Annotated in this window: 12 protein-coding genes; 2 read left to right on the top strand and 10 right to left on the bottom strand. The window is 66.1% G+C overall.

Annotated features, from left to right (window positions below; all coding sequences use genetic code 11):
- Positions 1-90: 90 nt before the first annotated feature.
- The 7 genes from R1101_RS0107200 to R1101_RS0107170 form a co-directional block, all read right to left on the bottom strand.
- Positions 91-1434, bottom strand: a complete 1344-nt coding sequence (locus tag R1101_RS0107200; RefSeq protein WP_016932782.1) for an MFS transporter — start codon at positions 1432-1434, stop codon at positions 91-93.
- Between the two features lie 101 nt (positions 1435-1535).
- The gene (benD, locus tag R1101_RS0107195; protein WP_016932781.1) at positions 1536-2333 is read right to left on the bottom strand and encodes a benzoate diol dehydrogenase BenD; all 798 of its coding nucleotides are present in this window, start codon (positions 2331-2333) and stop codon (positions 1536-1538) included.
- Positions 2330-3949 carry a benzoate 1,2-dioxygenase electron transfer component BenC gene (benC, locus tag R1101_RS0107190; protein ID WP_016932780.1) on the bottom strand — a complete coding sequence of 540 codons (1620 nt, stop codon included), beginning with the start codon at positions 3947-3949 and terminating at the stop codon, positions 2330-2332. The genes benD and benC overlap by 4 nt, the downstream gene beginning before the upstream one ends.
- A gap of 31 nt (positions 3950-3980) precedes the next feature.
- The gene (gene benB / locus R1101_RS0107185; protein WP_016932779.1) at positions 3981-4484 is read right to left on the bottom strand and encodes a benzoate 1,2-dioxygenase small subunit; all 504 of its coding nucleotides are present in this window, start codon (positions 4482-4484) and stop codon (positions 3981-3983) included.
- A gap of 14 nt (positions 4485-4498) precedes the next feature.
- Positions 4499-5872, bottom strand: coding sequence for a benzoate 1,2-dioxygenase large subunit (benA, locus tag R1101_RS0107180; protein WP_016932778.1), 1374 nt, complete (start codon positions 5870-5872; stop codon positions 4499-4501).
- Positions 5873-6190: 318 nt separating this feature from the next.
- Complete coding sequence (locus R1101_RS0107175; protein WP_016932777.1) at positions 6191-7198, bottom strand: 2Fe-2S iron-sulfur cluster-binding protein; 1008 nt, start codon at positions 7196-7198, stop codon at positions 6191-6193.
- Positions 7186-8397, bottom strand: a complete 1212-nt coding sequence (locus R1101_RS0107170) for a cytochrome P450 (RefSeq protein ID WP_016932776.1) — start codon at positions 8395-8397, stop codon at positions 7186-7188. Before R1101_RS0107170 ends, R1101_RS0107175 begins: the two co-directional genes overlap by 13 nt.
- Positions 8398-8564: 167 nt before the next feature.
- Between R1101_RS0107170 and R1101_RS0107165 the strand changes: the two genes are divergently transcribed.
- Complete coding sequence (locus R1101_RS0107165; protein WP_026002983.1) at positions 8565-9488, top strand: AraC family transcriptional regulator; 924 nt, start codon at positions 8565-8567, stop codon at positions 9486-9488.
- A 76-nt stretch (positions 9489-9564) separates the two neighbouring features.
- Here the strand turns inward: R1101_RS0107165 and R1101_RS0107160 are convergent, their stop codons facing one another.
- From R1101_RS0107160 to R1101_RS0107150, 3 genes are all read right to left on the bottom strand, one after another.
- Positions 9565-10059 (bottom strand): hypothetical protein, encoded by a 495-nt coding sequence (locus tag R1101_RS0107160; protein WP_026002982.1) that lies wholly within the window; start codon positions 10057-10059, stop codon positions 9565-9567.
- 95 nt (positions 10060-10154) lie between these two features.
- Entirely contained in the window at positions 10155-11768 is a 1614-nt protein-coding gene (locus tag R1101_RS0107155) for a 4-hydroxyphenylacetate 3-hydroxylase family protein (RefSeq protein ID WP_016932773.1), read from the bottom strand.
- A gap of 35 nt (positions 11769-11803) precedes the next feature.
- Positions 11804-12370, bottom strand: coding sequence for a flavin reductase family protein (locus R1101_RS0107150; protein ID WP_016932772.1), 567 nt, complete (start codon positions 12368-12370; stop codon positions 11804-11806).
- A gap of 245 nt (positions 12371-12615) precedes the next feature.
- On the opposite strand from R1101_RS0107150, the gene R1101_RS0107145 reads away from it, so the two are divergent.
- On the top strand, positions 12616-13089 hold a 474-nt coding region (locus tag R1101_RS0107145), incomplete at its 3' end, for an AraC family transcriptional regulator (RefSeq protein WP_037222424.1).

Below are 13089 nucleotides of genomic sequence, written 5' to 3'. Positions count from 1 at the left end.
CCAGCGAGGGGACCCCCGCGCGGGCTTCGCCGAGGAGGCGTTCGAGTTGCATCAACTCGGAGTTCCGGCCGATCAGCACAGTGTTGCCCGTCACACGTCCACGGTAGTCGGCGCGGGACGGTCGGAACTGCGGACCGGTGAGACGGTGCCGGCCGGACGGGGGACGAACCAGGTGACAAGACCGCCGGCGAGCGCGATCCCCGCGAAGATGTAGAAGTTCACGTTGTTCGCGAAGCCCGCACCGATCAGCAGTCCGCCGATGACCGGGCCGACGATGCCGCCGAGGCGGCCGAAACCGGCGCACCATGCCACGCCGGCGGCGCGGGCCGGGGTGTCGTAGTAGTTGGACACGAACCCGTAGATGAGCACCTGGGTGCCGATCGTGCCCGTACCGGCGATCGCGACGGCGGTGAGCAGCACCGGCAGCGGGAAGCCGAGGGTCAGCAGTACCAGCGCCACGGCCGCGAGGAAGAAGGTGGTGACGATGACGGACTGCGGTCCCCGGCCGTCGGCGACCTTCGAGGCGAGCAGGCCACCGAGGATGGCGCCGCCGTTGAGGACGAGCAGGAAGGCGAGCGATCCGTTGGCGTTGTAACCGGCGTCGGCCATGATCTTGGGCAGCCACGTGTTGAGCCCGTAGGTGAGCAGCAGGCCGGCGAAGCTCATCATGCCGAGCAGGCCCGTACCGAGCGCGTACTTGCGGGTGGCGAGTGCTGCGAACCCGATCTTCTCGGTGGGGGCGACAGGTGCCGCGGACGGCAATGGTAAACCGAACTTCGCGCACACCTGCTGTGCCTCGTCGGATCGTCCCCGCGACTGCAGCCAGGCGGGCGACTCGGGAAGCTTGATGAGCGCCAGCGGAAGCAGAATGACGAGGGGCAGCGCGCCGATGAGGAACAGCCCGCGCCAGCCGATGGCGTCGCGCAGCAGGATGGCGAGCAGCGAGGCCAGGACACCACCGGCGGGGACACCGCTGTAGACGATGGCGTTGAAGAGGTTGCGCTTGCCGGGCGGAGCGAACTCGGCGACCACGGCGCCGGCGGTGGCGACCAGGCCTCCGACCCCGATGCCGGTGAAGAAGCGGAGCGCACCGAACATCGGGATGCTCGTGGCGAAGGCGGCGGCGCCCATGCCGATCGAGAACCAGACGATGTTGATCAGCATCATCTTCCGCCGACCGACACGGTCGCCGAAGGCTCCCGTCGTCAGTGCGCCGACCATGACGCCGATGAGGGCATAGGAGCCGAGTGCACCGCCCTGCTGGGCGGAGATCTCGCCGAGCTGAGTGGGGTCGGCCATCAGCGTGGGGAGGACGGTGCCGTACACGACGAGGTCGTAGCCGTCGAAGATGATCGCGAGGGTCGCGAGCGCGACGATCCAGATGACGCTGCGCCGATGTTGTGGACTGGCCCAGGTCTGCGTGGCATGGATCATGGGTTACTCCGGTCTGTAAGGGGAGTCACAAGCTGATTCGGGGAGAAAAGTGGCCTCACCGGAGGGATCGGCGCCTCCGGTGAGGCCGAGCGAGGGGGCGGTCAGCCCAGATCGCCGCCGGCGACGGGAAGAACCGTGCCGGTGATGTAGGAGGCCTCCTCGGAGGCCAGGAAACAGATCGCGGCGGCCTGCTCCTCGAGCGTGCCGTACCGCTTGAGCAGGGAGGAGTCGACGGTCTGGTCCACGATCTGCTGGTACCAGCCCTTCTCCTGCTCCGACTGCGGGGACGGACCGCGAGCGATCCGTCGTTCCGGCGCGACGGTGCCGCCGGGCGCGGTCGCCACCACGCGAACGCCGTAGGGCGCCAACTCGAGAGCGAGCGACGCGGTGATCGCGTTGACCCCACCCTTCGCCGCCGAATAGGGGACGCGGTTGATGCCGCGGGTCGCCACCGACGAGACGTTCACGATCGTCCCGGCGTGTCGCTCGATCAGGTGCGGCGCGACCGCGCGGCACGTCCACAGAGTGGGGAACAGCGAACGCCGGATCTCCTTCTCGATCTCCTCCGGCGCGTAGTACTCGTACGGCTTCGCCCAGATCGTTCCGCCGACGACGTTGATGAGCACGTCGATGCGGCCGGTGGTCTGGATCGCGTACGAGATCGCTTCCTCGGCGCCTTCGAAGGTTTCCAGATCCGCCGTCACCGAGTGGGCCTTGCCGCCGGACTCACGGAGTTGCTCGGCCACCTCGTGCACGAGTTCCGCGCGGTCGACGAGCACGACCTCACCGCCCTCGGCGGCGATGCGTGTCGCGACCTCGAGGCCGATGCCCTGCGCGGCGCCCGTGATCGTCAGGCACCGGCCGTCGAACCGGCCGGGAAAGATCTTCGTGTCGGTCATGAGGAGGCACCGGCCGTGGCACCGCTGGCGATCGCCCGGCGCATCGTCTCCTTGGCGTGCTGGGAATGGACGACGATCAGATCGCGTGCGGCGGCCTTGTCGCCCTTCTCGAACGCCTCGACGATCTTCATGTGCTCGTCGACGATGTGCTCCTCCACCCACTGCGCGTCGCGCAGGACCTGCTTCATCAGCCGGGTCACCTCGAGCTTGTCGTAGGCCTCGAGCAGGACCGGGTTGGTGCAGCAGCGGAAGAGGAACTCGTGGAAGGCCGCGTTGGTGTCGGTGAACGCCGCGGCGTCGGTGAAGTGATCACCCTCGACCGAAGCGCCGGACGCCTCGGCGAGGATCCGGAACTCGACGAGCTGCTCGGGGGTGAGCCGGCCGATCGTCAGTTCGACGACGCCGAGTTCGAGAGCCATGCGGGCATCGAACTGCTCGTCCGATTCGGCGACGGGAGGGTGCTCCTCGCCGATCTCGTAGTTGCCGGGCTCGGGGTTCTCGAGCACCACCGGACGGCCGGTCTCGGCGGCAGCCTTCTCGGCAGCGGCCTTCTCCGCGTCCGTCGCCACCGGGGCGGTCGCCCCGCCCGGGGTCGCGGACGTGTTGAACTTCTCGAAGTAGAAGTTCGTCGGATTGATGCCGTTGTCCGACAGGTGGTTACGCACTGCCTCCACCATCGGCGGCGGACCGCACAGGTAGATGTCGACATCCCCGTCGTTGAGGTGCGACGGCTCGAACAGGCCCGTCACGTATCCCTTGTTGGGAGCGGACGACGACTCGTCGGCCACGCAGTAGTCGAACGTGAAGTTCGGAAGCTTCTTCGTGTACTCCTCGAGCTTGTCGAGTTCGACGAGGTCGTGATCGAAGGTGACGCCGTAGATCAGGTGCACCGGGTGGTCGGAGCCGTCGGTCTCGATCTTCGACAGGATCGACAGCAGCGGCGCCAGGCCGGTGCCGCCGGCGAGCAGCAGCGACGGGCGCTTGCGCTCGCGCAGGAAGAAACTGCCGAACGGGCCGGTGAGCTCGAGGGTGTCGCCGACCTGCGCCCGGTCGCGCAGATACTCGGACATCAGACCGCCCTCGGTGATCTTCACCAGGAACGCGAGCGAATTCTCGTTCGGACCGGTGCTGAACGAGTACGAGCGGGTCGCGGGCTTGCCGGTGCCGTCGTCGCTGCCGGGCACGCCGATGTTGACATACTGCCCGGGCAGGAACACCAGGTCGTCGCGGTTGTCGATCTCGACGGTGAACCCGACAACGCTCTCGGAGAAGCGGCGCAGGTCCGTGATGGTCGCGGTGTACGACGCGGCCGCGGTCTTCGCGACATCGGAGGTGCTCGCGATCTGCACCACGAGATCGGATTCCGGCATCATCTGGCACGGCAGGCAGTAGCCCTGCTCGGCCTCTTCGTCGGTGAGGGCGTCCTCGATGTAGTCGCCACCGTCGTAGCTGCCCGACTCGCAGAAGGCCTTGCATGTTCCGCACGCGCCGTCACGGCAGTCGAGCGGAATATTGATGCGGGCCTTGTACGAGGCGTCGGCAACGGTCTCGTTGGGGTTGACCTTGATGAAGCGGGTGACCCCGTCCTCGAAGCTCAATGCCACCTGATACGCCATGGCACGTGCCTCCTTTCGTGATGGGGTCGGACTAGACGACGTAGACGTCGACGATGTGGTGGATGTAATCGTTCTTGAGGACGATCTTCTTCTTCCTGATCACCGGCTGTGCGCCCGAGACGTCGAGGGTGAGGAAGGTGGTCCCGAAGTAGGTGTCGGTGGTGTTGTAGCGGAAGTACAACGAGAACCAGTTGTGCCGCAGGTCGATCTCGGTGCCACGACGCTCGAGGATCTCGACGTTGGTGATGTTGTGTCCCGTACGGGGTTCGGGCAACGAGGTCGCCGACGAGCGGTCGGTGCGGATGCGGAACACCCGGTCCTCGAGGCCACCGCGATTCGGGTAGTAGATCAGCGAGATTTCGGTCTGCGGGTTCTCGGTGAGAGCGCCGGCGTCGTCCCAGGCCGGCATCCAGTACTCGGCGTCGGGGTGGTAGCACTCGAGCCACTTCTCGAACTCGCGGTCGTCGAGCAGCCGGGCCTCGCGGTAGAGGAACTGTTCGATGTCGGTCTGCGTGAATTCTCGTACAGCAGTCATGATCTGGAGTCCTCTCAGAGCGCGGAGGGGTCGGCGGCGGAGCTCTCGGATGCGATGGCGTCGCGCATCACTTCGAGCCAGTAGCCGTGCTGGATCGGGTACAGGCCTTCGTCCTCGGTCTTGACACCGCTCGACAGCACCTTCGTCATCCCGAGATCCTTCGCGACCTCGTCGGGTCCGTTGAGGACGTGGGTCGCGCCGCGACTCATGTCGTTCCAGGGCGCGGCCGTCGCGAGGTAGGTCTTCTGACAGGAGCGGAACTCCTCGAGATCGTCCGGGGTGGCCATGCCGGTCGCGTTGAAGAAGTCCTCGTACTGACGGATCCGGTTGGCGCGGGACTCGGGGCTCTCGCCCTTCGGTGCGATGCAGTAGATCGTCACCTCGGTCTTGTCCACGGAGATCGGGCGGAAATGCCGGATCTGCGAGGAGAACTGATCCATGATGTACACGTTCGGGTACAGGCACAGGTTGCGCGACGCACCGACCATGAACTCGGCCTTCTTCTCGCCGAACTCCTTCGCCAGCTCCTCCCTGCGCGGGTACAGCGGGCGATCCTCGGGGTTGCCCCACCACATCCACAGCAGCAGGTGGCCGTGATCGAACGAGTAGTAACCGCCACCCTGCTTGCCCCACGTGCCGGCGTCCATCGCCTTGGTCTCGTTGGTGGACTCACCGGCGGTGCGGCGCGCGGTGGTCGCGGCGTAGTTCCAGTGGGTGGCCGAGACGTGGTAGCCGTCGGCGCCGTTCTCCGCCTGCAGCTTCCAATTGCCGTCGTAGGTGTAGGTGGACGAACCGCGCAGCACCTCGAGGCCCTCGGGCGACTGGTCGACCAGCATGTCGATCATCTTCGTGGTGTCGCCGAGGTGATCCTCGAGCGACTTGACGTCGGGATTGAGGCTGCCGAACAGGAAACCGCGGTAGCTCTCGAAACGAGCGACCTTCCGCAGGTCGTGGCTGCCGTCGGTGTTGAACTGCTCGGGGTAGCCGGCGTCGCGGGGATCCTTGACCTTCAGCAGCTTGCCGTTGTTACGGAACGTCCAGCCGTGGAAGGGGCAGGTGAAGGTGGTGCGGTTGTCGGTCTTGCGACGGCACAGCATCGCGCCACGGTGGCTGCACGCGTTGATCAGGCAGTGCAGCTCGCCTTCCTTGTCGCGGCTGATGACGACCGGCTGCCGCCCGATATTCGTCGTGAAGTAGTCGCCGACGTCGGGGATCTGGCTCTCGTGCGCGAGGTACACCCAGTTGCCCTCGAAGATGTACTTCATCTCGAGTTCGAAGATCTCTTCGTCGGTGAAGACGTCACGGCGGATCTGGTACCGCCCGGTGGTCGGGTCCTCGATCAGAGCGCCGTCCAGTCGAGCGCGCACGTGTTCCACGGTGTCGGTCATGAGATCCTCCAGGTATCGGCTTCGTGCCGGGACGGACGGGCTGGGTCCGACGCGGCCGACGCGGGCGGAACGTGCGGCGGACGAGTGTGTCGTCCGGTCCTGCCCGGCCGCGGTGTCAGGCAATACATCCACGATGACAGCCTGTGTCCACAGTCACACCGGGTAAATGCCTAGGGATACCTAGGACCCCTGGGAACCGGGTCGGAAGACCCTCGACAAGCGAACGCCGCCCGTGACAACACGGGCGGCGCTGCCGAATTCCTGATTCAGCCGGCGGTACACAACTGCCGGTTCAGCCGGCGGTACACAACTGCCGGCTCAGCCGGCGGCAGTGAATCGTTCCCGTCGGATACGCCGCGGCGACATGCGGCGCCGTTTGAACGACTTGACCGATGCTTCCACGAATGCGTCGGATCCGCAGATGTAACCGGTGAACTCCTTCGCGGACGAGACGTCCTCCACGAACGCGTCGGTGACGTAGCCCTCCCGGTCGCCGCCGGTCTCCCGGCTCACGCAGGTGACGTACCGGAAGCCTGGATGGCGTGCCTCGAGTTCGCGGAAGAAGTCGGCGTCGTACACATCGGTGCAGGTGCGGACCCCGTGGTAGAGCAGGACCTCCCGATCGGGATTCAGGACGAGTGCATGCCGGACGATGCCCTTGAGCGGGGCGAGGCCGGTACCGCCGCCGAGGAGCGCCATCGGTCCGGCACTCTCGGCATCGAACGTGAAGTCGCCGTAGGGACCAGTGATCTCCACGCGTTCACCCACCTCGATGCTTCCGAAGATCCAATCGCTCGCGATCCCACCCGGCTGCCGCCGGACGTGCAGTTCGAGCAGTTTCGGCTCCGAGGGTGGGTTGGCCAGGGAGTACCGGCGCCGAACGGAGGTCCCGGGCACCGTGAGCTCGACGTACTGCCCGGCCGAGAATTCGAGCGGCTCGTCGGCGGTGAGCAGGACCCTGCGGGTCTCGGCGGCGATGTCCCGGACCTCGATGACGGTCGCCGCGAGGTCGCGCAGCGTGTGCGTGCCGGTCGTGTCCTGCCTGGCAGGGGTGTCCAGGACGGCGTCGCTGCACGGTGTGGTCTGACACGCCAGTGCGTAACCGGCGGCACGCTCGTCGGGTGTGAGCGTCTGCTCGGGTGAGTTCCGATGATCCACCTCGCCGCTGTGAATCCTGATCTTGCAGGTACCGCACGTGCCCTGATTGCACGAGTTGGGCATCCACTGCCCGCTGCGCAGGAACGCATCGAGCACCGTCTGGCCGGGTTCGCACGGCACTGTGCGGGTGCCGGCGGTCAGTGTGTACGTCACGGTCAGATCTCCCATCGGGCGTGCAGAGCCTTCGGTCCACGGAAGCCCCAGCCCCAGAACTCGACGTCCTCGGAGGTATCGCGTTCGAGATTGGGAATCGTCTCGAGCAGCTCTTCCAGACCGATGCGGCTGACGTTGTTCGCGAAGTAGATGCCCGCACAGGCATGCTTGCCGGCACCGAAGGCGAGATGCGGAAGCGGCGGACGCGTCATGTCGTATCGGCTCGGTGCATCGAAGATGTCGATATCGTGGTTCGCCGATCCGTACGACAGCATCACCACCGAACCCTCGGCGATCTCGATTCCCGAGACGATGCTGTCCCGCTTGGCGATACGCGCCGTTCCCGACCAGATCGGTGCAGTCCAGCGCATCCCTTCGGAGATCGCACGGGGGATCAGCGACGGTTCGTCGACGACCGCTTCGAACTGCTCCGGGCGGGTGAACAGACCCGCCAGCGTCGAACTCATCGCGTGACCCGGCTCCTGCATCGCTCCCAGCAGGAAGACGTACAGCGTGGGGTAGATGTAGTCGCGGTCGCGTGTCTTCCCCTCGGGCATGCCGTCGTGCAACCAGTGCGAGATGGCGCTGTCGTCGGGGTGCTCGATCCAATGGTCGATGAGCGGATCGACGACCGATCGGATCTCCTCCTTGGCCCGGTCGCCTTCGTCGAAACGCTCCTGGCCGGTGAAGTTTCCGTTCTCGTCCACCGCCGCGTTGGTGAACGAATCCGACAACTTGTGGAACCACTCGCGCAGCGTGTCCGAGGAGACGTCCTTCAGCCCGAGCAGGTCGCCGAGGGCGCGCACGCTCACCGGCTCGCAGTACTGGGCGACGAGATCCGCCGTGCCGTCGGCTTCGAACGCCTCGACGTAGCGTTGCGCGATGGGACGGACGAGATCCTCGACCCACCGGTCCACTTCGGCGGGCTGGAGTGCAGGTTCGACCATGGATCGCAGGTCCCGGTGGATGTCGCCGTTGACGCCGATGATCGCGGGATGGCCGAAGGTGCGCCCACCCGCCGGCGTGATGATGCCGTCGAAGTCGTCGCCGGTCGCGACCTCACGGCAGGCCTCCATCGTGGAGGCGACGTAGGCGCCGAGAACAGGGACGAAGGCCACCGGCGCCTCGGCGCGAAGACGCTCGTAGACGGGATACGGGTTGCGCTCGAGCTGTTCCATCGTGACCTCGTCGAGCCACGAGAGGGTGCTGGTCATTCGATCTCCTACGCGGTGGGAACTGCGGTCCCCGGGAAGGGACCCTCGATGTGTGTGGCGTGGACCATATGGCGCAACCGGACCGAAGGTCGATGCACATTGCGCGGCTTCCGGACGGATCGCGCGACTATGTGATCCAGGTCTCCGCAGTGGTTAGTCTCGAAAGCGTGAGTGTGCCCGAGATCGAGGATTGGGACGAGGCTTCCCGTGCGGTGGCGGATGTCTACTTCCCGCACCGCCTCACAGGCCTGGGGACGACGGATCGGCCCGGACTCGAACTCGTGTCGGCCGATCTCGGTGGTGTGACCATCGGCCGGATGAGCTGGGGAGCGGACGTCGCGATCGAATGCGACTATCCCGGTGCCTACGAGGTGAACATCCCCTTGAGTGGACGTCTGGAATCGCGGGGCCGGTCGGGAGTCGTCGTCTCCGAACCGGGCTCCGCGACGGTCTTCCGCGCCGACACTCCCTCGCTCATCACCCGCTGGGATGCGGAATGTTCCGTCCTGGGAATCAAATTCGACCGCGAGCACCTCGAACGCGAAGCGGACCGGATCCTCGGTGGCCCGTTACGGTCACGACTCGAGCTGCCCGATCGGATCGACTTGAAGGGTTCCGCGCAGGAATGGCACGGGCTGGTGGCATCACTGAGCGACCAGCTCACCGGCGCCACGCACGTCTTGACGAACCCTCTGGTGTCGGCTCAGCTCGCGGGAGCGGTCACCACCGCCTTCGTCCTGGCGGTCGCGCCGACCGACGGGCTGTCACCGGCACCGCGTCCGGGGATGGTGCGCCGGGTGTTGAACGCTCTGCGGGAGGATCCGGGCCGTGCCTGGACGGCGGCCGACATGGCGGAGATCGCCGGAACGAGTGTGCGGCGGCTCCAGGAGGCGTTCTCCGAGTACGTGGGAAGCAGCCCGTCCGCATGCCTGCTCGACATCAGATTGGATCGGGCGCACGCAGACCTCGCGGCAGGGGGAATCACGGTGGCGGACGTAGCGTTCCGATGGGGCTTCGGCCACCCGGGGCGCTTCGCTGCGGCCTTCCGGAAGCGGTACGGTGTCGCTCCCGCCGAAGTCCTGCGTGGCTGAGCAGCGGGGAGAGCGAACGTACGCGAGCGGGCGACGACTTCGTTGTCGTCACCCGCTCGGTGCCCTCTCGGACGGTTCAGCCGAACCAGAGGATCGGCATAGGCCGATCGAACGACAGCTCGGGGAAGTCGTCGTCCGCGACCGGCGTCCGCAGCCGTCGCTCGACATAGTCCAGACCGTTGCCGCGCATGTACTCGATGCACGACACCGTGTACCCGATGGGATCCGTGTGCGTAGTGACGATGGGGCGGAACAGATTCGGGAAACCGTTCACTGTCACGGTACGCCGGTTGATCGTGCTGTCCTCGCGGCCCCGAACCGCGAGATCGCCGTGTCCGTCGATGACGAACTTCGCTCTGGTGACGACGGTGTCGCCGATGAGGATCTCCCATCTGTGGTCGATGTCGTCGTAGCGGACGAGACTCGCGGTGCCGATCTCGTGGATCGACAACCGCAGTTCGTCGCGTAAGCGGGCTGCCACCCGTTGAGAGGCGAAGGAGCGTCCGAGGATCACGGCATCGAATTCCGGTACAGGGCGATGGGATACGGAGTTCGAAGCAGTCGTGGTCATCTCGGACGCTCCTTCGCGGGGTGGATGGTGGTGGGACCGCGCGCGGGCGGGCAGGGGGAACGGAGATCATCCGCCCGCGCGCGGAGTGCGGGTTTCTACTTGTAGTACGCGCTGACGTCGGCATTGCCGATCAGGTCGGGCACGGTCCAGCCGTCGAGGTCGTACTCGCTCATGAACTGCTCCGCGAAGCCCTTCATGGAGGCGACGTCGCCGCGGCTCTCGGCGGCGAACAGCAGTTCGGCCTTGACGTTCTCGTGGTTGCCGGCGTAGTTCCGCTCGTACAGTTCGTGGCGGCCACCGAACTCGGAGCCGATCGAATCCCACAGTGCCTTCATGACCTTCACGCGGTCGACCGCCTGGATTCCGTCGGAGCCGCGGACGTACTTGTCGAGGTACGGACGCACGTCGGGGTTCTTGAAGTCGGCGGCGGACGAGGGCAGGTAGATCAGGCCCGAGGCGACATCCTGCTCGATGATCTCCTTGATGCGCGGGTAGCCCTGCATCGCGAACATGCGATAGGTGAGGCCGTATTCGAGCTTGGGGATGACGGTGCCGTCGATCCACGGCTCCGGGTTGTTGACCATGGAGTCGGTGAGCGACCAGAACAGGTTGCGCCAGCCGATCACCTCACCGACACGGGTCTGCACGCCGCGGAATCCGCCGGCGCCGGTGGCGTCGAGGGCCTTCATGAGCAGACCGGCGATGAAGTCGAGCTTGACGGCAAGTCGCGTGCAGCCCTGCAGCGTGAAGCGCTGGAGGAAGCCGGAGCCACCGAGGAAGTTGTTGATCTTCTCGACGTCTCCGTACATGAAGACGTTCTCCCAGGGCACGAGCACCTTGTCGAAGATGAAGATCGCGTCGTTCTCGTCCATCCGCGACGACAGCGGGTAGTCGAACGGCGAACCGACGACGTTCGCATTCTGCGAGTAGGAGGCGCGCGAGATGAGCTTGATGCCGGGTGCGTCCATCGGCACCGTGCAGATCAGTGCGAATTCCTTCTTCTTGATCGGCAGGCCGTAGTGGGCGATGAAGTTGTAGTTCGTGATGGCCGAGCCGGTCGCGACGACCTTGGCGCCGGAGACGATGAGGCCGGCATCGGTCTCCTTCTCGACCTTCATGAATACGTCGCCGACCTGGTCCGGCGGCAGCTGACGGTCGACCGGCGGGTTGATGATCGCGTGGTTCCAGTACAGGACCTTCTCCTGCGACTCGCGGTACCAGCGCTTCGCGTTGTCCTGGAAGGGCGAGTAGAACTCGTCGTTCGCGCCGAGCGTGCCGAGGAAGGACGCCTTGTAGTCGGGGCTGCGGCCCATCCAGCCGTAGGTCAGCCGCGCCCAGGTGGCGATGGCGTCGCGGTCGGCCCGCAGGTCGTCGGCGGACTTCGGGGTCCGGAAGAACGGCATGGTCACGCCGCCGTTGCCGGTGTCGGTCGGGGTGGTGAGGGTGTTGACGTGCTCGCCGGTGTGCAGGGCGTCGTAGAGACGTGCGGTCATCCGGATCGAGTTGCGGAAGGCCGGATGGTTGGTGAAGTCCTTGACACGCTCACCGTGCAGGTAGATCTCGCGACCGTCGTCGATCGAAGCGATGTACTCGTCGCCGGTCATGGGACGGGAGGCGAAGTTCGTCTGCTGGTTGGCCGGGGAGTCCGCGGCGACGTTCACCTTGGAACGGTCGAGGGTTTCCGAGGGCCGGGGTTCGGTGGTGGTCATGGGATTTCTCCTTGTCCGGGGGGAGTGGAAGACGTTCAGGCGCGGGCTGCGGCGAGGTGGAACGGCACGAAGCGGGTCTGGGAGTCGAACCATCCGCTGTGCGGGTCGTCCAGCGAGCCGTTCCACGCGGTGGAGGCGCTCGGGGCGCCGAGTTCGTGGAAGGTGCTGCGGTAGAAGAGAAGCGGGTCGGCGGTCTCGTCGAAGGTCGCGTCGACGATCTCGCCGATGTAGATGACGTGGTCGCCACCGTCGTACTCCCGCCACGGAGTGCACGACAGGGTCGCGGCCGTGCCGGCGAGGACCGGGGCGGTCGGTCCCTGCTCCCAGACGGGTTCGGGCGACTGCGGCCGTCCGGCGAAGTGCATCGCGGTGCCGAGCTGGTCGGCGGCGAGGATGTTGACGGCGAACGGCGCGCCGGACAGGAATCCGCAGGCCTTCGACGTGCGGGTCAGGGTGACCTGGCACAGGCGCGGCTCGAGTGAGATGGCCGTGAACGCGGTGACGGTCGCGCCGTGAGGCTCCCCGTCACTGTTCGCGCAGGTGATGACGGTGACGCCGCTGGCGAACTGTCCGAAGATGTTGCGGAGTATGCGCTGATCCATGATTGCGTCCTCCTGTCCGGTGCGAAGGGGTGGGGTTCGATGCGCTGTGACACAGACCATATGGAGGTCGGGAGGCTTGTGCGATCCGGTGAGCGCGGTCACTATCCACCTAGCGCGACGAGTAGGTCCTAGGTCCCTGTTTGCCTGGGACGGTGTTCCGCATCACACTGGGTCGCATGCGTTCGGATCGTGTGGATGTGCAGGTCGGAACGTCGATGACGAGCCGGAACGAAGGTGAGGAGCCGATGGCAGTGGAGCCGACTCCGAGGCCCGCCGAGTGGGAAGAGGTGGAAGAAGCCGTCTCGAATGCGTATTTCGAGCACGAATTGAGCCCCCTCGACGACGCCGCGCCGTCGCTCCGGCTCCGTACGCTGCCGCTCGGGCCCATCCGTCTCGCGCGCATCCGCTGGGGCGCGGCGGTGTCGATCAGAAGCGATCATCCCGGTGCGTATGCGGTGAACATTCCGCTGTCCGGTCTCATCACCGCGGGCGACGAGGTGGTGTCGCCGGTCGGCCACGGCGCGGTCTTCCGTCCCGACACCGCCGCGCCGGAGCAGAAATGGACGAACGACTGTGAGGTCGTCGGGATCAAGCTCGAGCGCGACTACCTGCAGCGCGAGATGGCGCGCGTCCTCGCTCGCCCCGATCTGCGTCTTCCCGACCGGGTCGATCTGACGACCCAGGCGGGTCAGAGCTGGATGACGCTGTTGCGTTCGGTC

The organism is Rhodococcus sp. R1101 (genome assembly GCF_000278445.1).
In the GTDB taxonomy this organism is placed as follows: Bacteria; Actinomycetota; Actinomycetes; order Mycobacteriales; family Mycobacteriaceae; genus Rhodococcus; species Rhodococcus gordoniae.
This window is presented reverse-complemented; position numbering and strand designations above follow the sequence as displayed.